Origin of the sequence: Aeromonas sp. CD (assembly GCF_033349375.1) — a bacterium.
GTDB classification, from domain to species: Bacteria; Pseudomonadota; Gammaproteobacteria; order Enterobacterales; family Aeromonadaceae; genus Aeromonas; species Aeromonas hydrophila.
On record NZ_CP137631.1, the window covers coordinates 4,245,629 to 4,269,600 of the forward strand.

Sequence of the window (23,972 nt, forward strand, 5' to 3'; positions counted from 1 at the left end):
TTTGCATTGCAAGCGCTGCGGCGCGCGGCTCATCATCCTTGCCGGTGCAGCCAGGCGGCGATGGCCAGTTGCAGGCGCACATAGTCGGCCTGAAGGAACAGTGCCGGCAACGCCTGCTGCCAGTCGGCCTGTCCGGCGACCGAGGCCAGCCGCGGCCCGAGCCGGGTCAGCTCAACCAGCCAGTCCGCTGCCGGCAACCTGTCGGCCGCCTCGGCAATCAGGTCCATGCCCAGGCGCAGCTGCTGCAACGCCAGCCCCTGCGCCTCGGCGTCTGTCTGCTCAAGCCAGTACTGCTCGTGATGCTGCCAGTGCTGCAGGCCGAGGGCGATACACTCGGCTGCGCTCAGGTCGGTCAGTGCAGGCAAGGCTTGCAGCGCCAGCGGCTTGCCGAGCCCAGCCAGCCGATAACCGCGCTGGGCCTTGGACTGAGCCCCGAGCCGCAGACCGCCAAGCCCGGCCAGCTGCTCTGCCAAGCCGAACAGGGCGCTCGCCTCGCCGGATTTGAGCTCCAGCTCCAGCTCGTCGATGCGGCTCTTGCCGAGCACGCCGACGATCTCCCCCTGATCCCAGGCCAGCTCGATTTCGGCTCCTTCGAAGGCGATCAACCAGTGGCGGCGCAGGAAGTCGGTACGAAACTGGGCCACCAGGGCGCCCTGGATTGCATCACGTGTGGAAAGACTCGGCCAAATCTCGTCAGGAAAAACGTCAAGCGCGGGCATATCGCCAGCGACCGGGGCATTGTATTCGGGTCTGGCATGCAGTCCGCCCACCGCCTGGCCCCGACATTTAATCGTCTGTTCGGCGAAATCATCGCTGCGACGGATCCGCAATCCCATCTCCAGGCGGCGCAAATCCAGCGCTGGCGTATCAAAATAGACATTGCCGAGCTCGGTTTGAGAGTTGGATATAATTTCCAGTGAATTCAGAAGGTTGAAAAAAGGCTGTCGAATATCTCGGGAGACAAAAAACTTTATCTCGATCTCAGTTTGCATAGTCATTCCGGGCTGGCAGGCAACTTTGGGGGGCGTGATGCTAAGCGCGAGGATATAATGCCTGCGATACATCAGGATTAATTCACGGTTTTATTGATGGCGCAGTTCGGTTACCATGCGCCCCTCATAAAATCGTATCGAGTGTTTTTTCACCGACACAGGTTTGGCCATGCCAGTAAATACTATTTTGGGGCTTTTTGCCAAGTCCCCCATCAAGCCGCTGCAGAAGCATATCGTCAAGGTTCACCAGTGCTCCCAGCAGTTGGTTCCCTTCTTTGATGCCGTTGCCGAAGACCGTTGGGAAGATGCCGAGAAGATCCGGCAGCAGATTGCCCAGCTGGAAAAAGAAGCGGACATCCTCAAGCGTGAAATTCGTCTGAAGCTGCCTCGCGGCCTGTTCCTGCCGGTCGCCCGTACCGACCTGCTCGAACTGCTGACCCAGCAGGACAAGATTGCCAACCGTGCCAAGGATATTTCCGGCCGCATGCTTGGCCGCAAAATGGAATTCCCCTCCGAGATGCGTGCCGATTTCATGGCCTATCTCAAACGCTGTATCGATGCGACCGCCCAAGCCGAGAAAGCCATCGGAGAACTCGATGAGCTGCTCGAAACCGGCTTTAAAGGACGTGAAGTTGAAATGGTTGCCGAGATGATCCACCAGCTGGATCTTATCGAGGACGATACTGACACCATGCAGATCGGACTGCGCCAACAGCTGCAAGCCGTTGAGCAGAAATACAATCCGATCGACGTTATGTTCCTCTACAAGATCCTCGAATGGGTAGGTGACCTGGCAGATCAGGCCGAGCGCGTTGGCGCCCGTCTGGAACTGATGCTGGCTCGTTCGTAATCGACTGACTGGGTAAACACTGAATGGACATTATCGCGAATTACGGCACTACTCTGGTGCTCGTGGCGGCCTTGTTCGGCTTTTTGATGGCCTGGGGTATCGGCGCGAATGACGTCGCCAACGCCATGGGCACGTCGGTCGGCACCAAATCCCTGACCATCCGTCAGGCCATCATCATCGCCATGATCTTCGAGTTTGCCGGTGCCTATCTGGCCGGCGGCGAAGTGACCGCGACCATCCGCAACGGCATCATCGACAGCAACGCCTTTGCCGATACGCCGGATCTACTGGTGCTCGGCATGATCGCCTCCCTGCTGGCTGCCGGCGCCTGGTTGATCCTGGCCTCCTACTTCGGCTGGCCCGTCTCCACCACCCACTCCATCATCGGCGCCATCGTCGGTTTCGCCGTGGTGAGCATTGGCCCGGAAGCGGTGCAGTGGAGCAAGTTCGGCGGCATCGTCGGCTCCTGGGTAGTCACCCCTGCCATCTCGGGCGTCATCGCCTACTTCATGTTCATCAGCGTGCAGAAGCTCATCTTCAACACCGATGATCCCCTCAACAACGCCAAGCGCTACGTGCCCTTCTACATGTTCCTGACCGCGCTGGTGATCTGCCTGGTGACCATCAAGAAGGGGCTGACCCACGTCGGTCTGCACCTGACCGACGGCGAGGGCATCCTGCTCTCCATCGCCATCTCCATCGCGGTGGCGTTTGCCGGCTGGCTCTACATTCGCGGCCAGCAGTACAACCCGCAGGATGACAGCAAGATGCACTTCGCCAACGTGGAGAAGGTATTCGGCATCCTGATGATCATCACCGCCTGTGCCATGGCCTTTGCCCACGGCTCCAACGACGTGGCCAACGCCATCGGCCCGCTCTCCGCAGTCGCCTCCATCGTGGCGGCCGGCGGCGAGATCGGCGGCAGCTCCCACATCGCCTGGTGGATCCTGCCGCTCGGCGGCATCGGTATCGTCATCGGTCTGGCTACCATGGGCGAGAAGGTGATGGCCACCGTCGGTACCGGCATCACCCACCTGACCCCGAGCCGCGGTTTCGCCGCCCAGCTGGCCACCGCCGCCACCGTGGTAATCGCCTCCGGCACCGGCCTGCCCATCTCCACCACCCAGACCCTGGTCGGTGCGGTCATGGGCGTGGGTCTGGCGCGCGGCATCGCGGCGCTGAACCTGGGCGTGCTGCGCAACATCGTGGTCTCCTGGGTCATCACCCTGCCCGCTGGCGCCATCCTGGCCATCGCCATCTTCTACGTGCTGCAGATCTGCTTCTCCTGAGATGCACTGCATTGAAAAGCCCGGGTCATTGACCCGGGCTTTTTTTATTTCGGCGCGCTCATCCACCCCTAGAGGACGCGAGCAACTTGCATCACCCGCCCCACAGGCGCAGACTGTTTGGCCTTGTTTCGACTCAAGGCACCCATCATGACGCCAGCCATCAACCTGCTGAAGAAGCTCAAGATCCCCCACAAGCTCTACCCCTACGAGTGCGAAGCCCACGACGACTTCGGCAAGCATGCCGCGACCCAGCTCGGCCTGCCGGAAGCCCAGGTTTTCAAGACCCTGATCGCCCATCACAACAAGCAGGCGGTAGTGGCCATCGTCCCCTCGTCCGGCCTGTGCAGCCTCAAGCAGCTGGCCAAGGCCACCGGTCTCAAGAAGGTGGAGATGATGAAGCCGGCGGAGGCCGAGAAGTTGACCGGCTACAAGGTCGGTGGCATCAGCCCGCTGGCCCAGAAGAAGCTCTTGCCCACCGTGCTCGACGACTCGGCCATGCAGTTTGACGAGATCCTGGTGAGCGGTGGCAAGCGCGGCCTCTCGGTGGGGGTGGCGCCCGCTGACATGCTACGCCTGATGAAGTGGATTGCCGCCCCCATCGGGGAATAGAGGCGTGAGCGGGCCTGCTACTGCGCAGGCCCGCCCGGCCACTCTCGTTTACGGGAGCATGCCCAGTGCGCGGCGGCCATGGTCGTTCAGATCGGCCAGGGTGAAGCGCCCCTGCCAGTCGGCCTCGTAATCTTCGCGGGGGAAGTCGCCAGGCGAAGTTCCCTGCTCCAGCGCCTGCCGCACCAGGCGCGCATAGGCCATGTTCTTCTCGCAACGGGGCGCCGCCGGAATATACATGACGTTGCCCCATCCCTGCTGCTGTTCCACCGGCGCCACGCCGTGGATCAGGTCGCAGTGCCACCAAACCGAATCCCCTGCGGTCACCGCCGGGATCGAGCTCATCGCCCGCAGCAACAGCGGATGCCAGGTCTCGGAGACCGGCAGCACCTTGCCCGGCGCGACACCGCACAACTCATCCTCCGGCACGTCCGGCTGCAGCGGCCGCAGCAGCACGTAGGCCATCGCCTCGGGGATCGGCACCACGTGCAACAATCCCTGTCCCGGCAACATGTCGGAGAGCGCCGTCCACCCCTGGAAGGTACGAAATACCGAGCACTTGGTGGTGTTCTCCACACTGTACTCCTCGACCTCGGTGCGATGGGCCGCATCCCAGGGATCGTAGGCAGCGACCTCCCCCCGGAAAATCGGCGCGAACACCTGCTGGTAGGCCGGCAGCAACCAGCGCTCGAGGGCCCCCGAGTCGGTATGGGCACCCAGCCCGCGAGAACAGGTACCGGGCGGACGGCGGCGAATGCGATCGGGATAGATGATGCTCACGTCCGGGTCGAACCAGTGTGTCCCATCCGGTCGCTCGAACTGCCACAGGCGGTTAAGGAACGACTGCACGGTCGCCATCTCGTCGCTCTGGCGCGCCTCCATCTGGGCCCGTGACCAGTAGATGGGATAAATCTCGGGGCGCGACGCGGCAAGGGAGCCGAAGAAACTGTCGCCGGGACCGCGATACAGCTCATCAAAACGGTTGAGATCCAGGTAGTCGAGCATGTCGCGATCCCAGGCCAGCGCCCGTTCCCGTGCAAAGTGCCCGCGGATCACCAGGCAGCCGCGCCGCCGTATGGCTGCAAGCTCGGCCTCGCCGACCTGGCCCGCCGCCAGCGCCTGGTAATTCACTTCTGACCACACCGGCTCACCACGGGCTCGCAACGCTTCCACCTCGGCCACCCGCGCCTCGATGCGGCGGCTGACCTCGGCAAAGACCGCCTCCACGTCGCCGAGTTGTGCGCGCAGGGCTTGTTTCATCTGACGGATGGCCGCCTTGTGATCGGCGGGCAACTGGGTATGGGTGACGCTCATCTTGCCTCCTGGATAATGGACGAAAGTCAGCAACCAACTTTCGTTCGAAACATTATGTAATTTCAAAAACAAAATACATTAAAAAAATGTTAATACAATCCTCTCCGCGCTCGGGCAATGAAGAAGCGGTGCAGAAAGAGAAGCGAAGGGAGATCAGCAGCGAGCAGAAAAGACGGCAAAAACAACAGGGCGGCCATGGCCGCCCTGGTTTATTCAAGCGCCGTGCAAGGCGGCCGTGAGGGTCGAGAGGCGCAGGCGCTGGTGCCCCTGTGCATCGAAGTTGTCAGGCGCCAGCCAGCGCTCGAAGCAAGCCTGCAGCGCCGGCCACTCACTGTCGATCACCGAGAACCAGGCGGTATCGCGCGTACGCCCCTTGTCCACCCGACTCTGGCGAAAGGTCCCCTCGTAGCGGAAACCAAGGCGCAACGCCGCCTGCCAGGAGGGCTGGTTGAAGGCATTGCACTTCCATTCGTAACGCCGATAGCCGAGGGCAAAAGCATTGGCCATCATCAGCGCCATGGCCGCCGTCGCCAGCCGCGAACGCTGCAAGGCGGGGGAAAAGTGCAGCCAGCCCACCTCGATGCTGCCGGCCAGGGGGTCGATGCGCAGATAACTAGCCAGCCCCAGCGGCTGTTCGCCATCCTGGTCGAAGATGGTGTAGAACTGGGGATCACTCTTGGCGGCGCACTCTCGCAGCCAGACCAGCATGTCCGCCTCTGTTGCGTAAGGGCCTGTGGTCAGGTAGGTCCACATGGCCCCGCTGTCGGCACTGAAAGCCTGCCACAGGCCGGGGCCGTGACGCTCAGGATCCAGCGGCTCCAGCCGGCAACCCCAGCCGTTGAGGGGGCGACGGGGCGGGAACTCGGCGCCCCGCCAGTCGGGCAGCGGTGCACCGACCGGCTGGCCGAACTCGTTCAGATGGATGTCAGCAGCCACAGGCAATCCCTCCCGTTTCCAGCACGCCCGCTTCGCTACCGGTGGCGACGGCAAAGCCATCCTGCCGCCACCAGTGCAGGCCGCCGATCAGCTCCTTGACCTGAAAACCGAGCGCCGCCAGCTTGCAGGCGCCCCGGGTCGAGCCGTTGCAGCCGATGCCGTCGCAATAGCAGACATAGACCTTGTCCCGCGCCAGCGCGGCCGTGGTCACCGGGTTCATGGTGGCGTGGGGAAAGCTGATGGCGCCGGGGATGTGTCCCTCGGCATAGTGACCGGCAGAGCGGGTGTCGATGACGACGATCCGCTCTTCACCGGCCAGCAGATCGGCGGCCAGATCCGCCGGATCGGTACGCAAGGCCAGCTGGGCCTCGAAGAAGAGGCGGGCTTGTTCGGCACTGGCCAACCCGCTGCTCAATACATGACTCATAGTGACGCTCCTTGTACTCAAACCCGGATCCGGGTGGTGATGTCGGTGGTGACCGAGTTGGCGATGAAACACTCCTCGTGTGCCTGGTGGTGCAACTGCTCCAGCACGGCCAGATCCGGCTGACGTTCACCGCCGAACTGCACCAGCGGCTGCAGGGTGACCCGGGTGATGGCCTGACGACCACGGGCATTGGCTTCCATGATGCCCACCGCCTCGTCCCGGTAGCTCTCCACCAGGTAGCCCGCCCTGGCCGCCAGCCAGAGGAAGGTAAGCATGTGGCAGCTGGAGATCGCCGCGACGAAGGCCTCTTCCGGGTCGACGTTTTCAGCCACCGACCAGGGCAGCGGCACCACGTGGGGAGACGAGGAGGCGGGCACCCTGACGCCGCCGTCGAACTCCCACCAGTGGGCCCGGCTGTAACCTTGATCGACGAAGGGCTCGCTGGCCCCGCGCTGCCAGCTGATGATGGCGCCGTACTCCGACATGCAGACTCCTTTCATTGCCAATAGTTGTGAATCCCGAACCTTGAGCCTCACTGTAGCGACATAATGGCCTTGCCACGCCGACCAATTTTGCCAATATGAGCAGACCAATTAGCGCCCGGGAGATCCCCATGCCTGCCCTGCCCACCCTGTTTGCCACCCAGCAAGCCAGCGATCTGCCGCTGCACGAACAGCTGGTCCGCACCCTGCGCTCGGCCATGCTGGCCGGCCACCTGCCCCAGCACAGCCGGCTGCCCGCCAGCCGCATGCTGGCCGCCGATCTGGGGGTCTCCCGCAGCACGGTGGAGCTGGCCTACGGCCGGCTGGAGGCGGAGGGCTATCTGGTGCGCAAGGTGGGGGCCGGCAGCTTCGTGGCGCTGGCTGCGGTCTCCCCGACTCCGCGCCCGCCCCAGTCAGCGGCCGGTCTGTCACGCCGAGGTCAGGAGATGGCCGACAGCGGTGCCTGTCACGACGTGCCCGAGGTGGGCCGCTCCTTTGCCTCCAGCCAGCCGGATCCCCGCCTCTTCCCCCAGGCCCTGTGGGGCCGGTTGATGCAGCAGCAGTGGCGCCGGCACGCCGGCGACTGGATGAATTACGGGGAGCCGCAGGGGTTGGAGGCGCTGCGCGGTGCCATCAGCAGCTATCTGGTGCAGTCGCGCGGCGTGGTGTGCGAGCCGGACCAGATCCTGATCCTCACCAGCTCCCAGCAGGGGATACTGCTGGCGACCCAGCTGCTGATCGATGCCGGCGATACCGTCTGGGTGGAGGATCCCGGCTACCCCGGGGCCCGCACCGCCATGGAGAGTGCCGGCGCCCGGGTGCACCCGGTGCCGGTGGATGAAGAGGGGCTCAACCCGCTGGGGGAACACCCGGCGCCGCGGCTCATCTACACCACGCCGGCCCACCAGTATCCGCTCGGCGTGCCCATGAGCCTGCCGCGGCGGATGGCGCTGCTGGCCGAGGCCGAGCGGCACGGCGCCTGGATCCTGGAAGACGACTACGACGGCGAGTACCAGTACGATCAGCGGCCGCTCCCCGCCCTGCAGGGGCTGGATGGTCAGGGACGGGTGCTCTATGTGGGCACCTTCAGCAAGGTGTTGTTCGGCTCGCTGCGCCTCGCCTACCTGGTGCTGCCCAGGCCGCTGATGGAGTCCTTCTGTCGGGCCCGGGCCGCGGTCGATGGCCACAGCAACCAGCTGCTGCAGGCGGTCACCGCCGACTTCATCCGCGCCGGCCACTTCGCCACTCACCTGCGCCAGAGCCGGCTGATCTACCAGAGCCGTCGCGACCTGCTGCTGGCCGAGCTGGCCAGCCACTGCCCCGCCCTCACCCCCATCCACAGCGGGGCCGGCCTGCAGTGCGCCGTGCTGCTGCCCTCCGGCGGCGAGGCGCGCTGGACAGAGACCGCCAACGCACAGGGGCTGGGGCTGCGCCCCCTCGGCCAGTTCTACCTGGGCCCGCCGACGCAGGAAGGGTGGCTGCTCGGTTTTGCCTCCCTCGACAACCAGGCCCTGCGCCGTCTCTGCCGCCAGCTGGGCAGCCTGCTGGCAAGCGACCGGCACGCCTGAACGGCTGGGGGCCGAACTATAATGGATGAAACAAAATCGTAGAGCCTAGCCTGGATGTATAGACTCCTGTTCCTGCTTCTCTCCCTCTTCCTCTCCTCCACGTCGATGGCGGCAACCCGCTTTACCTATATCAGCCCGGAGAGCGAACATGATCCGCGCATGACCTACGACAGGGAACTGCTCCGCCTCGCTCTCGACAAGACCCGCGATACCTTTGGCGACTATGAGCTGCTCCCCGCCCCCCCCATGACCAAGGCACGGGTACGGCTCAGCCTGCAGCTCAACAGCTTCACCAACCTGTTCGCCATGGACAGCTACAGCAGCACGCGTGATGGAAGAGGGTTGGCCTATGCCCGCTTTCCCATTCATCTCGGCATTGTCAGCTACCGCATCTGCTTCGTCAGTCCCCGCCAGCAGGCCGCCATGGCGAAGGTGCATGATCTGGCGGCATTGCGCCGTTTCACGTTCGGTCAGGGCAAGGGCTGGCTGGATGTGGAGATACTGCGCCACGCCGGCCTCAAGGTGGTGGAGGTGGATGGCTACGAGATGCTGTTCAAGATGGTGGCGCGCGGCCGGTTCGATCTCCTGTGCCGGGGTGCGAGCGAACTGCACAGCGAGCTGCTGACCCACAAGGACATAGAGGGTCTGCAAATGGATAACTACCTGCTGCTCTACTATCCACTGCCCAGAGTTTTCTATACCAATATGGCAAACAGCGAGGCCCTGAAACGGGTGGAGACAGGCCTGCGACAGGCCTGGCAGGATGGTTCGCTGCAGGCCTTGTGGCGCCACAGCTTCGGTCCCGCCATCGCCTTTGCCGGGCTCAAGCAACGGCGCATGCTGCGGCTGGAGAATCCCTTCCTCGAGGGGATCAACTTCGACTACCGTCCCTACTTCTATAATCCCATGACCGATCGCTTCGGCGAACCCTGATGCGGTTCAGCCCTGCTCGCGGCAGAGCGCCAGCCAGGCCTCGGCGGTGCGGGAAAGATAGCGCTCGCTCGGCCAGATCACCCCGAGCCGCCAGCTCAGCTCGGGCACCAGCGGTCGCAGTACCAGCCCATCCGGCGCCAGCCGCCGGCAGATGGGCTCGGGCAGAAAGGCGACCCCCATGCCGCTGCGCACCATGGCGGTGAGAAAGTCCCACTGGCTGCTGCGCGCCGCCACCTGGGGCTCGAAGCCGGCCGCTCGGCACGCCTGCTCCAGCCGCTCGCTCAGGGTGAAGGCCTGGGTGTAGAGCAAGAAGGGCTCGTCGCAGAGCGCCTCCAGCCGGATTTCAGGGCAATCCCGCCAGCGCGGCAGGTCGGGCAACACCACCTGGATCGGGTACTGGTCCAGCTCCAGCGCACTGAGGGCGCCACCCTCTTTGGTCGGCAGCATGGTGATGGCGAGATCCAGTTCCCCTTCCAGCACCGCCTGCTCGATGCGCCGGCCGCCGTACTCGACGATGGAGAGCTCAACCTTGGGATAACGGCTGCGGTAGGCGCGGATCAGATCCGCATAGACGTGGCCCACCATGGGCGGAATGCCGAGCGCCAGCCGGCCGAATTGCAGGCTCTGCAGATCGGCGAGCTCCGCCTCCAGCTGTTGCATCTCGGCCAGAATGGTCTGGGCCCGGTTGAACAGCACCCGACCGCTGTCGGTCAGGGTGAAGCGGCGCCCCGCGCGGCTCAGCAATGGCTGACCCAGCTCCTCCTCCATGTTGCGGATCATCTTGCTGATGGTGGGCTGGGTGACGAACAGTTTCTCGGAGGCGCGGGTGAAGCTCTGTTCCCGCACCAGTTCGACAAAGTAACGCAGGGCACGGATGTCCATGGCTCTCTCCTGGCGGACGGCAAAACCTGATCATGCCTCTTTGGCATGATTTTGATAATTTAAATTCATTTTTTGCAGGTTTGGCCTCTCTCTATACTGTGAGCAAGTTCACAGAAAGACCTAGATCATGAAAGCCCTCTGCATTCGCTGGTTCCAGACCCCCTTCCAAATCGCCCTGCTGGCCGCCATCTGGCTGCTGGCCGATGCGGCGGTACGTACCTTCCACCTGCCACTGCCTGCCAACCTCACCGGCATGCTGGCCCTGCTGGCCTTGATCCTGCTCGGCGTGGTCAAGACCCACTGGTTCAGCGCCGGCGCCCGCTGGTTGCTGGCCGAGATGCTGCTGTTCTTCGTGCCGGCGGTGGTGGCGGTGGTCAACTATCAGGATCTGCTGCTGCAGGAGGGGTGGCGCATCATGGTGGTGCTGCTGCTCAGTACCATACTGGTGCTCGGCACCACGGCGCTGGTGGTGGACCGGGTCTATCGCCTCGAGTTGAAACTGGCCCGCCGGAGTCGTCGTCATGTCTGATACCCTGCTTGGCCTGCTCTGCTTCGCGCTCACCCTGCTGTTCTACTACGCCAGCAAGTGGCTCTACGGCAAGAAACGCATCCTGCCCTTGATGCCGCTGCTGCTGGCCCCCACCCTGCTGGTGGCGGTAGTGATGCTGTTCCACATCCCCTATCAGGACTATATGGCCGAATCCCACTGGCTGCTGTGGCTGCTGGGGCCGGCCACCGTCGCCTTCGCGGTACCGGTCTACGAGAACCGCCAGCTCATTCGCCGCCACTGGCTGTCATTGTCGGTGGGGGTGGTCGCCTCGGTGGTGATGGCGGTGGGCAGTACCGTGCTGCTGGCCCGCTGGCTCGATCTCTCCGACATGCTGCAGCGCAGTCTGGCGATGCGCTCCATTACCACCCCGTTTGCGGTGGAGGCGACCCGCGCCATCGGCGGCCAGACCGATCTCACCGCCCTGTTCGTGGTGCTGACCGGCGTCATCGGCATGGCGGTCGGCGAGAGCGTGCTCACCCTGCTGGCCATTCGCAGCCGCCTTGGCAAGGGGGCAGGGTTTGGGGCCTCGGCCCACGGCGCCGGCACCGCCAAGGCCTATCAGATGGGCAACGAGGAGGGGGTGGTCTCCAGCATGGTGATGATGATCGCCGGCATGGTGACCGTGCTGCTGGCCCCCTTGCTCGGCCAGCTGTTCTGGTAACCTGCACGTCGGTAAAAGCCGGGTTTCCCGGGCCCAGGCCCCCAGCCTTGGCGCCACAGCCGCTACACTCAACTCAATGTGACAGCAGTGAGCGGTATGATGAACCACAGAGTGATGATCCTCGGGCTGCTGGCCGGCAGCCTGTTCTTCTCCCCCCTTCTGCCGGCCCTGGACATAGTGACCCACGTCAGCCCGGAGAGTGAGCGGGATCTGCGCACCCTCTACGGCCAGCAGCTGCTGCAACTGGCGCTGGAGAAGACCCGCGACAGCTTCGGCGACTACGAGTTGCGTCCGGCCCCGCCCATGAGCCGAACCCGGCTGCGTCAGGTGCTGCAGTACAACCTCTACCCCAACCTGCTGGCCATCGACAGCTTCCCGCGCCCGGAGGGCAGCCACGACCTCGACTACGTCCGCTTTCCGGTGGATCTCGGCATACTCGGCTATCGCATCTGCTTCGTCAGCCCCAAACAGCAGCAAGCCGTGGCCCAAGTCCGTACCCTGCACGAGCTGCAGCAGTTCAGCCATGGCCAGGGCCGCGGCTGGCAGGATGCCGACATACTGCGCAGTGCCGGCTTCAAGGTGCAGGAGGTGGAGGGTTACGAGCGGCTGTTCAAGCTGGTGGTGCGCGGCCGGGTGGATCTGTTCTGTCGGGGGGCCAACGAGCTGCTGACCGAACTGGATACGCACCGGGATCTGGGGCAATTGACGGTCGACCAGCATCTGGCGCTCTACTACCCCTTCATCCACCTCTTCTACAGCCACAAGGACAATCAGCACGCCCTGCGCCGGGTCCGGGCCGGTCTGCAGCTGGCCTGGCAGGACGGCTCCCTGCAGGCGCTCTGGCTCAAGACCTTCAAGCCAGCGCTGGATTTCGCCAGGCTGGACCAGCGGCTGCTGTTCAGGCTGGACAACCCCTTGCTGCAGGGGCTCGACTTCGATTACCAGCCCTATCTTTACGATCCCCTCACCCAGCGCTTCGGGCCCGGCGAGCCGGCCAGCGGCAAGCAGTGACTCCGGCGGCTCCCCGCTCACCGCCGGGGAGAGCCACTACACTCAGAGGAGTCTCAGCCTTTCACAGGAGCTCATGATGCACTGGACCCCGCTGCTCGCCCTGCTGCTGGCCCTGCCCGTGCTGGCCAGCCCGACCCTGTTCACCTACATGAGTCCGGAGAGCGAGCACGATCCCAGAAGCACCTATGATCGCGAGCTGCTGCGCCTGGCACTGGAGAAGACCCGCGCCAGCCACGGCGACTACCGGATGCAGGCCGCGCCCCCCATGACCCTGGCCCGGATGTGGGTCAGCCTGCGCTTCAATGACTACCCCAACCTGTTCGCCATGGACAGCTACCGCTCCGATCGGGACATGAGCGGCATCGACTACGTGCGCTTTCCCATCCACCTCGGCATCGTCAGCTACCGCATCTGCTTCGTCAGCCCAGAGCAGCAGAGCGCCGTCGCCGGAGTGACCAGCCTGGAGGGGCTCAAGCGCTTCGACATCGGTCAGGGCAAGGGCTGGCTCGACGTGCAGATCCTGCAGCGGGCCGGTTTCAAGGTGCAGGAGGTGGAGGGCTACGAGCAGTTGTTCAAGATGGTGGCGCGCGGCCGTTTCGCACTCTTCTGCCGCGGGATCAACGAGTTGCCCCAGGAGAAGCTGAACCACAGTGATGTTCCCGGGCTGGTGATGGATGAGAACGTGGCGCTCTACTATCCGCTGCCCAGGGTCTTCTTCACCCACAACAGCAACCAACAGGCCATCACCCGGGTGCAACAGGGGCTCAAGGCCGCCTGGCGCGATGGCTCCCTGCAGGCGCTCTGGTTGAAGACCTTCAAACCCTCCCTGAGCTTCGCCCACCTCCATACCCGTCGGCTGTTCCGGCTGGAGAATCCCTACATCAAGGGGATCGACTTCAACTATCAGGCCTACTTCTACGATCCTGTGCAGGGGCGCTTCGGCCCAGGTGAATAGCCGCTCGCCGTGCAGACGCAGCAATGAAAAAGCCCGGGTCAGTGACCCGGGCTTTTTTGTCCATGCCTCGCCTCCTGCCTCGTCAATCTTCGAGGAAGGTCCACTCGTCGCGCACCCGGCTGATGGCGTCGAGCCGCCGCTTGGCCAGCTGCTCGCGAATAGCCTCCCCCTTGAACCCGGCCGCCACTATCTCCTTCACCGGCACGGCCTGGGCCGCCGCCAGCGCTTGCGCCACATAGTCGGGCTCGGCATAGACCCGCTCCTCGAAGCCGGTGCGGCCGTGAAAGTCGGCGCGGCAGGCGTCCAGCAGCTGGGCGAAGCGATCCGGCCTGCGCCAGGCATCGGCCTTGTCGAACACCTTGAGCAGGGTCGCCGGCTTGAGCTCGAAGGCGATATGGATATGGGTGTGCAGATCGCTCACCAGCAGCGCCAGATCGCGGCACTCGTTCGGTACCCGGAACCGCTCGCAGAAATCGCGGATGAGCGGCAAGCCCTTCTGGCCGTGGCCGTGGTGACTCGGCCAGAACTCCGGCGGGGTCAGCCCCTTGCCAAAGTCGTGGCACAGCGCCGCGAAGCGCACCGCCAGCTCGGGGGAGAGGCGGCAGGCCTGTGCCAGCACCATCATGGTGTGGATGCCGGTATCGATCTCCGGGTGCCATTTGGCGGGAGCAGGCACCCCGAACAGGGCATCCAGCTCGGGAAACAGCGCCGCCAGGGCGCCGCACTCGCGCAGCACCTCGAAAAACACCTGCGGGGTCGGCCCCAGCAGCACCTTCTCCAGCTCCTTCCAGACCCGCTCCGGGGTCAGGTGGGCCAGCTCACCGGCCTCGGTCATCTCGCGCATCAGCGCCAGCGTCTCAGGGGCCACCACGAAGCCCTGGGCGTGGAAACGGGCGGCGAAGCGGGCCACCCGCAAAATGCGCAGCGGATCTTCGGCAAAGGCGGGGGAGACGTGGCGCAGCAGCCGTTGCTTCAGATCCTCGATGCCGCCATAGGGATCGTGCAGTTGCCCTGCCTCATCCTCGGCGATGGCGTTGACGGTGAGATCCCGGCGCAGCAGATCCTGCTCCAGCGTCACCTCCGGCGAGGCGTGGCAGACGAAGCCGGTATAACCGCGACCCTGCTTGCGCTCGGTGCGGGCCAGCGCGTACTCCTGCTGGGTCTTGGGGTGCAGGAACACGGGAAAATCGCGGCCCACCTGGGTAAAGCCCAGCGCCAGCATCTGTTCCACGGTCGCCCCGACCACCAGGTGATCCCTGTCGCCCTGCGGCAATCCCAGCAGGCGATCTCGCACCGCGCCCCCAACCAGATAAGTCTGCAAGCTGTGTCTCCCTTGATAAACCTGTCCCGATTATACCGGTTTGGCCGGTGGAGACTATGGCTGCCCCATCCCCCGTCGGCGGGACGAGGCCATGACGGCCCCATGAGAGGCAAAACGCCCCTCGCCAGCCAACCCGGCAGCGCCCTTTCTCCCGCCGGCAAATCAGGGTGCGCGCTGCCCCCCCCCCCTTAATAGCATCCGGGTCTTTGACATCCCTTTGGGGAGGCTTTAACCTGCCGCCCATAACAACGGAATGGATCCTTATGTACACACAGTTCTTCGGTCTGTCGGAGCACCCCTTCTCCATCTCGCCCAATCCCAAATACCTCTACATGAGTGAACGCCACGGGGAAGCCCTCGCCCACCTCAACTACGGATTGCAGGATGGGGGCGGCTTCGTGCTGCTGACCGGGGAAGTGGGCACCGGCAAGACCACCGTCTCCCGCTGCCTGTTGCAGCAGTTGCCGGCCGAGACCGAGATTGCCTACATCCTCAATCCATCCCTGACCGAACGAGATCTGCTGGCGGCCATCTGCGACGAGTTCCAGCTGGCCTATGGCCAGGATGCCGGCCTCAAGCAGCTGTTCGACCTCATTCGCGATCACCTGCTGGCCAACCTGGCGGCAGGCAAGCGCAGCGTGGTGCTGGTGGACGAAGCCCAGCACCTGCTGCCCGGCGTGCTGGAACAGCTGCGCCTGCTCACCAACCTGGAGACCGACGAGAAGAAGCTGCTGCAGGTGGTGCTCATCGGCCAGCCCGAGCTGCAGCAGATGCTGCGCCAGCCCCTGCTGCGCCAGCTGGCCCAGCGTATCACCGCCCGCTACCACCTGCTGCCGCTCTCCTGCCAGGACGTAGACGCCTATGTCCGCTTCCGTCTGCAGGTGGCCGGCTGCGTGCAGCCCATCTTCACCCCCAAAGCTATCCAGACCCTGCACCGCCTCTCCGGCGGCATCCCGCGCCTCATCAACCTCATCTGCGATCGCGCCCTGATCGCCGCCTTCGCCCGCGGCAGCCACAAGATAGTCCACGGCGACATCAGCCTGGCGGCCTTCGAGGTGAGCGGCATCCGTGACGAGGGGACCTGGCAGTCCGGTTTGATGGTGGCGCTGGTCGGCGCCTTGCTGGTGGCCACCGGCTGGTGGGGCTGGCAGTTCTTCGGCTTCTTCCCTACCCGCCCGGTGGTCACGGTGGAGGTGCCGGTCAAGGTGGACGACACCCCGGAGCAGCAGGAACAGCTGACCCGCGCCATCAATCAGGCGCTGGAACCGGACAGCGCCATGCAGAATCTCTACAAGGTGTGGGGCTATCAGACCGAGCTGGAAGAGGCAACCTGCGACAACGCGCCGCGCGCCGGCCTGCGCTGCCAGGAGGGCGAAGCCTCCCTGGCCGATCTGCAGGCACTGCAGTATCCCGCCCTCGTCAGCCTGACCGACGAGACCGGCGGCACCTATTACGCCACCCTGGTCAACCTCGGACCCGACCAGGCCAACCTGCTCATCGGCAACCAGAGCTGGCAGGTGGACAGGCAGTGGCTGAGCGATTACTGGGGCGGCAGCTACACCCTGCTGTGGCGCATGCCCAAGGGTGGCGTCACCCTGATCGGCAACAACGCCGGCCCCAGCCAGGTGCAGTGGCTCGACAACGCCCTCAGCCGGGCCCTGCAGCAGCCGGATCGCAAGGTCCGCCGCTTCGATGCCGAGCTCAAGACCAAGCTGCAGCAGTTCCAGCGCGCCCAGGGGCTGAACCCGGACGGCATCGCCGGCAGCAACACCCTGCTGCGCCTCAACGTGATGGCTGGCGAACCCATGCCGAAGCTGGAAGACCCTGCCCAGCGGGCCAGCAAGCCGGCCAGGCTGGACTCGGCAGAGGATGACGATGCCATGAACACACTGTCGGAGGAGGCTTCCTGATGTCCACCCTGCTCAAGGCGCTGCGGCGGGCCGACCAGCCCCAGTTCACCCCGCACATCCCGGCGATGGGGCTGCCGGTCAGCCAGGAAGAGGAACAACCCAGGCGCTGGATCTGGTGGTTGCTGGCCCCGCTGGCGCTGGTGATGGGGGCTGCCGCCAACTACGGCTGGCACCTGCTCAACAACCGCCCCATCGAGAAGACGGTGGAGGTGAAGGAGGTGGTGACGCCGCCCTTCGTGCGAGTCGAGCCCAGGCCGATGATCACCCGTCCGCTGCCACCGCCGCCGCCCGAACCCGTGGTCATCCCAAAAACCGATGCCCAAGCCGCACCGGCACCCGCCGACAGCAGCCAGGGGCTGGCCGAGCGCATCCTCAATGCCCTCAACAACACCCCGTTGCAGCAGAGCGCGCCACCACAGGTGCCGGCCGAACTGCAGGCCACGCCACTCAGCGCCCTGCCGCAGGCGCTCCGCCAGCAGGTGCCACCGCTGGCCTACGGCGCCCACGTCTTCTCCTCCAACCCGGCCAACCGGGCCGTGACCCTGAACGGGCGCACCTACCGGGAAGGCAGCGAGATCGCCCCCGGTGTCACCCTGCTCGCCATCGCCCAGGATTACATCATCCTGCAGGTGGGCGGCCAGAACGTCAGCCTCAAGGCGCTGCAGGACTGGCGCGGCTGAAGCGCGCCTCTGCCAGCCCGAGGCTGGCCACCATTTCAAGAGGGAGCCTGAGAGCTCCCCTTTTTAATCAATAACATGAGAACAACGTGAGCCATCCGAACAACACCACCTTCACCAACCGGGCGTTGCACTGGTATCAGCGCCAAGACCGCTACACGTTAGTCAATTTAGTTTTAAATCAATAATATGAGCATAATGTGAACAACTCAGATAACGTGACCTTCGCCACCAGGATCCTGGACTGGTATCAGCTCCACGGCCGCAAGACCCTGCCCTGGCAACAGGAGAAGACCCCCTACCGGGTCTGGGTCTCGGAAATCATGCTGCAGCAGACCCAGGTCGCTACGGTCATTCCCTACTATCAGCGCTTTATGGCACGCTTTCCCGACGTGCTGGCACTGGCCGATGCCCCCATCGACGAGGTGCTGCACCACTGGACCGGGCTCGGCTATTACGCCCGCGCCCGCAACCTGCACAAGGCGGCCCAGCAGATCCGCGACCTCCATGGCGGCCTCTTCCCGGAGCGGCTGGAGGAGGTGATGGCGCTGCCGGGGATCGGCCGCTCCACCGCGGGCGCCGTGCTCTCCCTCTCCCTTGGCCAGCCCCACGCCATTCTGGATGGCAACGTGAAGCGGGTACTCACCCGCTGGCTGGCCCTGCCCGGCTGGCCCGGCCAGAAGCAGGTGGAGAACGATCTGTGGGAGCTGGCCACCCGCCTCACCCCCAAGCTCGGGGTGGCCCACTACAACCAGGCCATGATGGACATGGGGGCCACCGTCTGCACCCGCAGCAAGCCCGCTTGCGAGCGCTGCCCGGTGCGGGAGGATTGCCAGGGGCTGTCGCAGGGCAACCCCACCGCCTACCCCAACAGCAAGCCCAAGAAGAGCATCCCGGCCCGCACCGGCATCATGCTGCTCATCCGCCACGGCGATCAGCTGCTGCTGGAGAAGCGGCCACCGCAAGGGATCTGGGGCGGGCTCTACTGCTTCCCCCAGGTGGAGTCGGACGCCGAGGTGGCGGGGCTGTTGCAGCGGCTCGGCCTGACCGGCAGCGAACCCCGTGAACTGGCCGGTTTTCGCCATACTTTCAGCCACTTTCACCTCGATATCCGGCCCATGCTGATCGAAACCGACACGCCGCCGGCCCCCCTGCTCATGGAAGCGGATAACCGACTCTGGTATAACTTACGCCATCCTGCAGAGGTGGGTCTGGCGGCCGCCACGGCCCGTCTGCTCGCCTATCCGGACTTACAACCATAGAGGTCAACATGAGCCGTACCGTATTTTGCCAGCGCCTGAAAAAAGAGGGCCCGGGTCTCGATTTCCAGCTCTACCCCGGTGAACTCGGCAAGCGCATTTTTGACAACATCAGCAAGGAAGCCTGGACCGAGTGGCAGAAGAAGCAGGTGATGCTGATCAACGAGAAGAAGTTGAACATGATGAACCTCGAGCATCGCCAGCTGCTGGAGAAAGAGATGGTGAACTACCTGTTCGAAGCGGGTGAAGTGGCCATCGACGGTTATACCCCGCCCAGCAAATAACCCGTGCACGGGGTCGGCCTGCGCAGGCCGGCCCCGCCGACTCACGGCAACGACGGAAGTGACGGGCGGCCCGCCGCCCAGTTTGAGGACTCTATGGGCCGAATTTTCTGGCTGCTGTGCACCCTGCTGTTTCTCTCTGCCTGCTCATCCTCCCCCAAGCCCAATGGCAACGAGGATGACGATCTCGTCAACGGCAAGGACATCCGCGGTTTCGAACACATGATCAGCGCGCTCTCCCACAACGTGAACGAGATATGGGGGCGTGAGGCGCTGTTTGCGGGCAAGTTTGACTACGTCAAATACACGGATCAGTACAAGAGCCGGGCCCACATCGACTTCTCCAGCGGCCACATCATGGTCGAGACCGTCTCCGGCATCGACCCGCGCTCCCATCTGCGCCGCGCCATCATCGAGACCCTGCTTACCCCGGACGATCCGGCGGAAGTGGATCTTTACTCCGACGCCGAGATCCTGCCCGGCGGCGAGCCCTTCCTTTACGGCCAGGTGCTGGACAACCAGGGCCAGCCGATCCGCTTCGACTGGCGCGCCGAGCGCTATGCCGACTACCTGCTCAACACGGCGATGAAAAAGCGCACCCTCGGCATTCGCACCATCTTCTTCGTCGACATCCCCATGGTGGCCAACCACGAGGATCGACGGGGCTACAAGTACGCCAGCCTGATCCGGGAAGCCTCCCGCAAGTACGGGGTGGCCGAGAGCCTGATCTACGCGGTGATCAAGACCGAGAGCAGCTTCAACCCCTATGCGGTCAGCCATGCCAACGCCTATGGCCTGATGCAGGTGATCCCGGCCACCGCAGGGCGGGACGTCTACGTGCGGGTCAAGGGCAAGAGCGGCCAGCCGACCCGGGAGGACCTGTTCAACCCAGCCTACAACATCGACGTCGGGACCGCCTACCTGCACCTGCTGCAGACCGTCTATCTGGTGGATATCCAGGATCCGCGCTCGCGTCGCTACGCCGTCATCTCCGCCTACAACGGCGGTGCCGGCGGGGTGCTCAACACCTTCTCCAGCGACCGCAAGGCGGCGCCAGGCATGATCAACCAGCTCTCGCCCGAGGCGGTGTACCAGATCCTGACCGAACAGCACCCCAAGGCGGAAGCCAGACGCTATCTCTACAAGGTCAATCAGGCCGAGAAGGGGTTCAAGCGCACGCTGGCCCGCACCGGCTAAGCAGACCAACAGCAAAAGGGCGCCTCCATGGAGGCGCCCTTGTTACGTCTGGCGTAGGGATACAGACCTTACTTGGCGATGAAACCGCCCTTGCTCTGCGGAGCGGCGCCCACCTTCTCCAGGCTCTCCACTTCCACTTCGGTCTTGTTCCAGCTGTGGTCCACCTCGCCACGGATGCGGATCAGATCGTCTGGGCCCACCTCGGTGCCGCGCCACACATCCTGATCCACTTCCACTTCCACCTCGCCACTGGCGTCGCGGAACAGGTAGTTCTCGCCGCCCAGGTGCTTGACCAGCTTCCCTTCCAGGGTGGCCCAGCTGTCATCGGCCAGATCCTTCAACTGCGCGACGGACACCTTGTTCTGCTCCTGCGGGCCGGTATAGGCCGCCATGGCGAAAGAAGAGATGGACATCAGGGTCAACAGACCGATTACGCTTGCCTTGTTCATTTCATGCTCCTGTCATTGGGTACGGGAGCAGTGTGCCGGCCGGTGCGTGAAACAAACGTGAAGCCTCCCCATCTGGGGGACAGCGGTGTGACCGTAATCGATTTAATCCATACCACATACTGCGAAATTAAATTCGGCTAGATACCCTGCAAGATGGCAAAACAGCTTCCCAGCACCTTTGCCTATCGAGGAACAGTCTGCAGGCACCACCTGCTTCCAACCAATGAGAACAACAAGATGAAAAAATGGTTTGTGTGTTTATTGGGACTCTGCGCGCTGACAGTTCAGGCAGCCGACAGTCGCCCCGCCTTCTCCCGGATCGTGATGTTTGGCGACAGCCTCTCCGATACCGGCAAGATGTACAGCAAGATGCGCGGTTACCTCCCCTCCAGCCCACCCTACTATCAGGGCCGCTTCTCCAACGGGCCGGTCTGGCTGGAACAGCTGACCCAGCAGTTCCCGGGGCTGACCATCGCCAACGAGGCGGAAGGGGGCGCCACCGCGGTGGCCTACAACAAGATCTCCTGGAATCCCAAGTATCAGGTCATCAACAACCTGGACTACGAGGTGACCCAGTTCCTGCAAAAGGACAGCTTCAAGCCCGATGATCTGGTGATCCTCTGGGTCGGTGCCAACGACTACCTGGCCTATGGCTGGAACACCGAGCAGGATGCCAAGCGGGTACGCGACGCCATCAGCGATGCGGCCAACCGCATGGTATTGAACGGCGCCAAGCAGATCTTGCTGTTCAATCTGCCGGACCTGGGCCAGAACCCCTCGGCCCGCAGCCAGAAGGTGGTCGAGGCGGCCAGCCATGTCTCCGCCTACCACAACCAGCTGCTGCTGAACCTGGCACGCCAGCTGGCCCCCACCGGCATCGTCAAGCTGTTCGAGATCGACAAGCAGTTCGCCGAGATGCTGCGCGAACCGCAGAACTTCGGCCTGAGCGACACCGAGAACGCCTGCTACGGCGGCGGCTATGTGTGGAAGCCGTTTGCCTCCCGCAGTGCGGCCAGCGTCGCCAGCGACAGCAGCCTCTCCGCCTTCAACCCGCAGGAGCGGCTCGCCATCGCCGGCAACCCGCTGCTGGCCCAGGCCGTTGCCAGCCCCATGGTGCGGCGCAGCGCCAGCACCCTCGACTGCGAAGGCAAGATGTTCTGGGATCAAGTGCACCCCACCACCGTCGTGCACGCCGCCCTGAGCGAGCGGGCCGGTGCCTTCATCGAGGCTCAATACGAGTTCCTCGCCCACTGATGAAAAAGGGCCGACGACAGTCGGCCCTTTTTATTGTGCGGCCCCGGCGGACCCACCGCTCAGCGGTAGCGCTTGACGATGCCATCGTAGATGCCGTTCTGCTTGATGGTGGCCAGCGCCTCCTGCAGCCGCTTGATCACCTCGGGCGGCGTCTTCAGACTCGCCGCCACGTACAGATCGCCCCCGGTAAAATCCTCGATGTCGTGCACTATCTTGAGGGCCTCCGGCCCATAGCCCGCCTGGCGCACATAGTAGTTGGCCGTCTCCTGCGATACCGGCCAGAGATCGATGCGCCCCATCAGCAGTTTGAGCATGTTGGCCTCATGGTTGTTGTTGCGTTGCAGGTTGGAGAACTTGCGACCGATCAGGTACTGCTCCAGCGCGTCGTTGCGCACCGTACCGATGGACCAGGCCCGTGCCTGCGACAGCTGGCTGAACGGCTTGATGTCGTCCCGCTTGGCCAGGGCGAAGACGTGAAAATTGATCTGCGCTATCGCCCCGATCCACTGGAACTGCGCCTCGCGCTCGGGGAAGCGGCTGATGCTGTAGATGAGCACGTTGGGGCGGCTGCGCGCCAGCGAGATGGCCCGCGCCCAGGGGTAGATGTCCAGCGTGTATTCGAAGCCGGCCTGCTCCAGCATGGCCTCCACCACCTCGGTGCCGAGCCCTTTGACATCGGCCTCCTCCAGATAGTTGTAGGGGGCATAGTCCTCGGTCACTACCTGCAGGGTCTCGGCCGCCCAGCCCGGCGCCAGCCACAATGCCCAGCACAGCCATATCCATCTGATGTTCATGCCCACCTCGCAGCAAATCCGCCTCGGTTAACTATTGCGCTCCCTCGCCAGAGCGCAAATCCCCACGGCAAATTGCGGCAATGGTAATCACATTATGTTTTATATCAGTTGGTTGAGAACCTGCTTAAAGCGACTACCCTTAATCTGTTGTGGCTGTGCTATAAGCCCCGACCCATAAGGAGAGGCGACCCTATCAACCTCCCCCCAACAATATGAAATTGCAGAGGCTCAACATGAATAAAACACTGATTACCTTGCTGGTTTCAGGCTTGCTTGCGGCCAACGCCCAGGCAGCCGGACAGGACAACACCTGGTATGGCGGTGCCAAGCTGGGTTGGTCCAACTTCTATGGCGTCGATCACAACCAGGCTATCAAGGACGACTACGCCATCAGCGAAGAGGACAAGAATGACGTCGGTGCCGGCGCCTTCCTCGGCTATCAAATCAACCAGAACCTCGGTGTCGAGCTCGGTTATGACTGGCTCGGCAAATACAAGTACACGGCGACCGACAAACTGATCCCCACCGACATCAGCCGGGACGAGATCAAGGCCCAGCTGGCCCAGCTCACCATGAAGATCGGCCTGCCGGTCAGCGAGAGCCTGGATCTCTATACCCGCCTGGGGGGCGCCTACGCCTGGACCGACAGCAAGCAGCTGGACAATGACAACGGCGCCGCCTTCGTCGGTGCCTTGGGCGCCGAGTACGCCTTCAACCGCGACTGGGCCGCCCGTCTCGAATACCAGTACACCACCCCGCTCGGCGACAAGGCGCTCGACAAGACCGGGGCCGAACTCGACAACGGCCTGCTGGCGGTCGGCGTGGTCTATCGCTTCGGTCAGGTAGCCCCCGTGGTGGCCGCCCCGGTGCCGGCCCCGGCGCCCGAGCCGGTAGTGGTCGACAAGCAGTTCACCCTGAGCTCGGACGTGCTGTTCGACTTCAACAAGGCCACCCTCAAGCCGGCCGCCGGCCAGGCGCTGGATAACCTCTACAGCCAGATTGAGCAGGCCAGACCCAAGGATGGCGTCGCCACCGTGATCGGCTATACCGACCGCATCGGCTCCGATGCCTACAACCAGAAGCTCTCCGAGCAACGCGCCCGGACCGTCGCCGACTATCTGGTCGGCAAGGGCCTGCCGGCAGGCAAGGTCAACGTGGAAGGTCGCGGCAAGGGCAATCCGGTCACCGGCGACAGCTGCACCAGCAAGTCCAAGAAAGAGCTGATCGTCTGCCTGGCCCCGGATCGCCGGGTTGAGGTCAAGGTCGAAGGGATCTCGGAAGTTCAGCAGTGATCCTCAAGCGTGGCTGACAGCCACGAATGAAAAAACGGGAGGCCAAGGCCTCCCGTTTCATTTTTGGTCGCAGCATCGGCAC

Annotated in this window: 25 protein-coding genes; 16 read left to right on the forward strand and 9 right to left on the reverse strand. The window is 63.8% G+C overall.

Annotated elements, in window-relative coordinates; genetic code table 11:
• Positions 1 to 32: 32 nt before the first annotated feature.
• The gene (locus R2E40_RS19735; RefSeq protein ID WP_318164196.1) at positions 33 to 992 is read right to left on the reverse strand and encodes a CYTH domain-containing protein; all 960 of its coding nucleotides are present in this window, start codon (positions 990 to 992) and stop codon (positions 33 to 35) included.
• 169 nt (positions 993 to 1,161) lie between these two features.
• On the opposite strand from R2E40_RS19735, the gene R2E40_RS19740 reads away from it, so the two are divergent.
• From R2E40_RS19740 to ybaK, 3 genes are all read left to right on the forward strand, one after another.
• The gene (locus R2E40_RS19740) at positions 1,162 to 1,842 is read left to right on the forward strand and encodes a TIGR00153 family protein (RefSeq protein ID WP_005305357.1); all 681 of its coding nucleotides are present in this window, start codon (positions 1,162 to 1,164) and stop codon (positions 1,840 to 1,842) included.
• Positions 1,843 to 1,865: 23 nt separating this feature from the next.
• A complete protein-coding gene (locus tag R2E40_RS19745; protein ID WP_043162891.1) occupies positions 1,866 to 3,131 on the forward strand; it encodes an inorganic phosphate transporter in 1,266 nt (421 codons plus the stop codon).
• Positions 3,132 to 3,278: 147 nt separating this feature from the next.
• On the forward strand, positions 3,279 to 3,740 hold the full coding sequence (gene ybaK / locus R2E40_RS19750) for a Cys-tRNA(Pro) deacylase (RefSeq protein WP_318164197.1): 462 nt from the start codon (positions 3,279 to 3,281) through the stop codon (positions 3,738 to 3,740).
• A 48-nt stretch (positions 3,741 to 3,788) separates the two neighbouring features.
• Here ybaK and R2E40_RS19755 read toward each other — a convergent pair whose 3' ends face one another.
• The 4 genes from R2E40_RS19755 to R2E40_RS19770 all read right to left on the reverse strand — a co-directional run bounded on the left by R2E40_RS19755 (position 3,789) and on the right by R2E40_RS19770 (position 6,899).
• Entirely contained in the window at positions 3,789 to 5,051 is a 1,263-nt protein-coding gene (locus R2E40_RS19755) for a DUF1479 domain-containing protein (RefSeq protein ID WP_318164198.1), read from the reverse strand.
• Positions 5,052 to 5,264: 213 nt separating this feature from the next.
• Complete coding sequence (locus R2E40_RS19760) at positions 5,265 to 5,987, reverse strand: GNAT family protein (protein WP_318164199.1); 723 nt, start codon at positions 5,985 to 5,987, stop codon at positions 5,265 to 5,267.
• Complete coding sequence (locus R2E40_RS19765; RefSeq protein WP_318164200.1) at positions 5,977 to 6,414, reverse strand: rhodanese-like domain-containing protein; 438 nt, start codon at positions 6,412 to 6,414, stop codon at positions 5,977 to 5,979. Before R2E40_RS19765 ends, R2E40_RS19760 begins: the two co-directional genes overlap by 11 nt.
• A gap of 17 nt (positions 6,415 to 6,431) precedes the next feature.
• The gene (locus R2E40_RS19770) at positions 6,432 to 6,899 is read right to left on the reverse strand and encodes an OsmC family protein (protein WP_318164201.1); all 468 of its coding nucleotides are present in this window, start codon (positions 6,897 to 6,899) and stop codon (positions 6,432 to 6,434) included.
• A 128-nt stretch (positions 6,900 to 7,027) separates the two neighbouring features.
• Here R2E40_RS19770 and R2E40_RS19775 point away from each other — a divergent pair, with 128 nt between their 5' ends.
• Positions 7,028 to 8,464 carry a PLP-dependent aminotransferase family protein gene (locus tag R2E40_RS19775; RefSeq protein WP_318164202.1) on the forward strand — a complete coding sequence of 479 codons (1,437 nt, stop codon included), beginning with the start codon at positions 7,028 to 7,030 and terminating at the stop codon, positions 8,462 to 8,464.
• Positions 8,465 to 8,518: 54 nt separating this feature from the next.
• The gene (locus tag R2E40_RS19780; protein WP_318164203.1) at positions 8,519 to 9,397 is read left to right on the forward strand and encodes a hypothetical protein; all 879 of its coding nucleotides are present in this window, start codon (positions 8,519 to 8,521) and stop codon (positions 9,395 to 9,397) included.
• A gap of 6 nt (positions 9,398 to 9,403) precedes the next feature.
• On the opposite strand, the gene R2E40_RS19785 is transcribed toward R2E40_RS19780, so the two are convergent.
• Positions 9,404 to 10,279 carry a LysR family transcriptional regulator gene (locus tag R2E40_RS19785; protein WP_318164204.1) on the reverse strand — a complete coding sequence of 292 codons (876 nt, stop codon included), beginning with the start codon at positions 10,277 to 10,279 and terminating at the stop codon, positions 9,404 to 9,406.
• A 127-nt stretch (positions 10,280 to 10,406) separates the two neighbouring features.
• On the opposite strand from R2E40_RS19785, the gene R2E40_RS19790 reads away from it, so the two are divergent.
• From R2E40_RS19790 to R2E40_RS19805, 4 genes are all read left to right on the forward strand, one after another.
• A complete protein-coding gene (locus R2E40_RS19790) occupies positions 10,407 to 10,808 on the forward strand; it encodes a CidA/LrgA family protein (RefSeq protein WP_318164205.1) in 402 nt (133 codons plus the stop codon).
• Positions 10,801 to 11,490 (forward strand): LrgB family protein, encoded by a 690-nt coding sequence (locus R2E40_RS19795; protein ID WP_011707492.1) that lies wholly within the window; start codon positions 10,801 to 10,803, stop codon positions 11,488 to 11,490. The genes R2E40_RS19790 and R2E40_RS19795 overlap by 8 nt, the downstream gene beginning before the upstream one ends.
• A gap of 96 nt (positions 11,491 to 11,586) precedes the next feature.
• The gene (locus R2E40_RS19800; protein ID WP_029304761.1) at positions 11,587 to 12,501 is read left to right on the forward strand and encodes a hypothetical protein; all 915 of its coding nucleotides are present in this window, start codon (positions 11,587 to 11,589) and stop codon (positions 12,499 to 12,501) included.
• Between the two features lie 76 nt (positions 12,502 to 12,577).
• Entirely contained in the window at positions 12,578 to 13,456 is an 879-nt protein-coding gene (locus R2E40_RS19805; protein WP_252377637.1) for a hypothetical protein, read from the forward strand.
• 82 nt (positions 13,457 to 13,538) lie between these two features.
• Here the strand turns inward: R2E40_RS19805 and R2E40_RS19810 are convergent, their stop codons facing one another.
• Positions 13,539 to 14,777 (reverse strand): multifunctional CCA addition/repair protein, encoded by a 1,239-nt coding sequence (locus tag R2E40_RS19810; RefSeq protein WP_252376393.1) that lies wholly within the window; start codon positions 14,775 to 14,777, stop codon positions 13,539 to 13,541.
• 263 nt (positions 14,778 to 15,040) lie between these two features.
• Here R2E40_RS19810 and exeA point away from each other — a divergent pair, with 263 nt between their 5' ends.
• The 5 genes from exeA (at position 15,041) to mltC (ending at position 20,101) form a co-directional block, all read left to right on the forward strand.
• Complete coding sequence (exeA, locus tag R2E40_RS19815) at positions 15,041 to 16,687, forward strand: type II secretion system protein ExeA (RefSeq protein ID WP_318164206.1); 1,647 nt, start codon at positions 15,041 to 15,043, stop codon at positions 16,685 to 16,687.
• Positions 16,687 to 17,367, forward strand: a complete 681-nt coding sequence (gene exeB, locus R2E40_RS19820; RefSeq protein ID WP_318164207.1) for a GspB family T2SS assembly factor variant ExeB — start codon at positions 16,687 to 16,689, stop codon at positions 17,365 to 17,367. The genes exeA and exeB overlap by 1 nt, the downstream gene beginning before the upstream one ends.
• 197 nt (positions 17,368 to 17,564) lie before the next feature.
• Positions 17,565 to 18,626, forward strand: a complete 1,062-nt coding sequence (gene mutY / locus R2E40_RS19825; RefSeq protein WP_318164208.1) for an A/G-specific adenine glycosylase — start codon at positions 17,565 to 17,567, stop codon at positions 18,624 to 18,626.
• An 8-nt stretch (positions 18,627 to 18,634) separates the two neighbouring features.
• A complete protein-coding gene (locus tag R2E40_RS19830) occupies positions 18,635 to 18,907 on the forward strand; it encodes an oxidative damage protection protein (protein ID WP_005305420.1) in 273 nt (90 codons plus the stop codon).
• A 93-nt stretch (positions 18,908 to 19,000) separates the two neighbouring features.
• Complete coding sequence (mltC, locus tag R2E40_RS19835) at positions 19,001 to 20,101, forward strand: membrane-bound lytic murein transglycosylase MltC (RefSeq protein ID WP_005305423.1); 1,101 nt, start codon at positions 19,001 to 19,003, stop codon at positions 20,099 to 20,101.
• A gap of 68 nt (positions 20,102 to 20,169) precedes the next feature.
• On the opposite strand, the gene R2E40_RS19840 is transcribed toward mltC, so the two are convergent.
• Positions 20,170 to 20,550, reverse strand: a complete 381-nt coding sequence (locus R2E40_RS19840; protein ID WP_024944710.1) for a YgiW/YdeI family stress tolerance OB fold protein — start codon at positions 20,548 to 20,550, stop codon at positions 20,170 to 20,172.
• Between the two features lie 237 nt (positions 20,551 to 20,787).
• On the opposite strand from R2E40_RS19840, the gene R2E40_RS19845 reads away from it, so the two are divergent.
• Positions 20,788 to 21,804 carry an SGNH/GDSL hydrolase family protein gene (locus tag R2E40_RS19845; RefSeq protein ID WP_253627981.1) on the forward strand — a complete coding sequence of 339 codons (1,017 nt, stop codon included), beginning with the start codon at positions 20,788 to 20,790 and terminating at the stop codon, positions 21,802 to 21,804.
• Positions 21,805 to 21,863: 59 nt separating this feature from the next.
• Here R2E40_RS19845 and R2E40_RS19850 read toward each other — a convergent pair whose 3' ends face one another.
• Positions 21,864 to 22,598: a substrate-binding periplasmic protein gene (locus R2E40_RS19850; protein ID WP_043127047.1), complete on the reverse strand. Its 735-nt coding sequence runs from the start codon at positions 22,596 to 22,598 to the stop codon at positions 21,864 to 21,866.
• 233 nt (positions 22,599 to 22,831) lie between these two features.
• On the opposite strand from R2E40_RS19850, the gene ompA reads away from it, so the two are divergent.
• Positions 22,832 to 23,890 (forward strand): porin OmpA, encoded by a 1,059-nt coding sequence (ompA, locus tag R2E40_RS19855; RefSeq protein ID WP_011707503.1) that lies wholly within the window; start codon positions 22,832 to 22,834, stop codon positions 23,888 to 23,890.
• Positions 23,891 to 23,972 lie beyond the last annotated feature (82 nt).

Coding starts and splice junctions, on each gene's coding strand:
- R2E40_RS19735 (WP_318164196.1), bottom strand. CDS start 992: ATGCAAACTGAGATCGAGATAAAGTTTTTTGTCTCCCGAGATATTCGA.
- R2E40_RS19740 (WP_005305357.1), top strand. CDS start 1,162: ATGCCAGTAAATACTATTTTGGGGCTTTTTGCCAAGTCCCCCATCAAG.
- R2E40_RS19745 (WP_043162891.1), top strand. CDS start 1,866: ATGGACATTATCGCGAATTACGGCACTACTCTGGTGCTCGTGGCGGCC.
- ybaK (WP_318164197.1), top strand. CDS start 3,279: ATGACGCCAGCCATCAACCTGCTGAAGAAGCTCAAGATCCCCCACAAG.
- R2E40_RS19755 (WP_318164198.1), bottom strand. CDS start 5,051: ATGAGCGTCACCCATACCCAGTTGCCCGCCGATCACAAGGCGGCCATC.
- R2E40_RS19765 (WP_318164200.1), bottom strand. CDS start 6,414: ATGAGTCATGTATTGAGCAGCGGGTTGGCCAGTGCCGAACAAGCCCGC.
- R2E40_RS19770 (WP_318164201.1), bottom strand. CDS start 6,899: ATGTCGGAGTACGGCGCCATCATCAGCTGGCAGCGCGGGGCCAGCGAG.
- R2E40_RS19775 (WP_318164202.1), top strand. CDS start 7,028: ATGCCTGCCCTGCCCACCCTGTTTGCCACCCAGCAAGCCAGCGATCTG.
- R2E40_RS19780 (WP_318164203.1), top strand. CDS start 8,519: ATGTATAGACTCCTGTTCCTGCTTCTCTCCCTCTTCCTCTCCTCCACG.
- R2E40_RS19785 (WP_318164204.1), bottom strand. CDS start 10,279: ATGGACATCCGTGCCCTGCGTTACTTTGTCGAACTGGTGCGGGAACAG.
- R2E40_RS19790 (WP_318164205.1), top strand. CDS start 10,407: ATGAAAGCCCTCTGCATTCGCTGGTTCCAGACCCCCTTCCAAATCGCC.
- R2E40_RS19795 (WP_011707492.1), top strand. CDS start 10,801: ATGTCTGATACCCTGCTTGGCCTGCTCTGCTTCGCGCTCACCCTGCTG.
- R2E40_RS19800 (WP_029304761.1), top strand. CDS start 11,587: ATGATGAACCACAGAGTGATGATCCTCGGGCTGCTGGCCGGCAGCCTG.
- R2E40_RS19805 (WP_252377637.1), top strand. CDS start 12,578: ATGCACTGGACCCCGCTGCTCGCCCTGCTGCTGGCCCTGCCCGTGCTG.
- exeA (WP_318164206.1), top strand. CDS start 15,041: ATGTACACACAGTTCTTCGGTCTGTCGGAGCACCCCTTCTCCATCTCG.
- exeB (WP_318164207.1), top strand. CDS start 16,687: ATGTCCACCCTGCTCAAGGCGCTGCGGCGGGCCGACCAGCCCCAGTTC.
- R2E40_RS19830 (WP_005305420.1), top strand. CDS start 18,635: ATGAGCCGTACCGTATTTTGCCAGCGCCTGAAAAAAGAGGGCCCGGGT.
- mltC (WP_005305423.1), top strand. CDS start 19,001: ATGGGCCGAATTTTCTGGCTGCTGTGCACCCTGCTGTTTCTCTCTGCC.
- R2E40_RS19840 (WP_024944710.1), bottom strand. CDS start 20,550: ATGAACAAGGCAAGCGTAATCGGTCTGTTGACCCTGATGTCCATCTCT.
- R2E40_RS19845 (WP_253627981.1), top strand. CDS start 20,788: ATGAAAAAATGGTTTGTGTGTTTATTGGGACTCTGCGCGCTGACAGTT.
- R2E40_RS19850 (WP_043127047.1), bottom strand. CDS start 22,598: ATGAACATCAGATGGATATGGCTGTGCTGGGCATTGTGGCTGGCGCCG.
- ompA (WP_011707503.1), top strand. CDS start 22,832: ATGAATAAAACACTGATTACCTTGCTGGTTTCAGGCTTGCTTGCGGCC.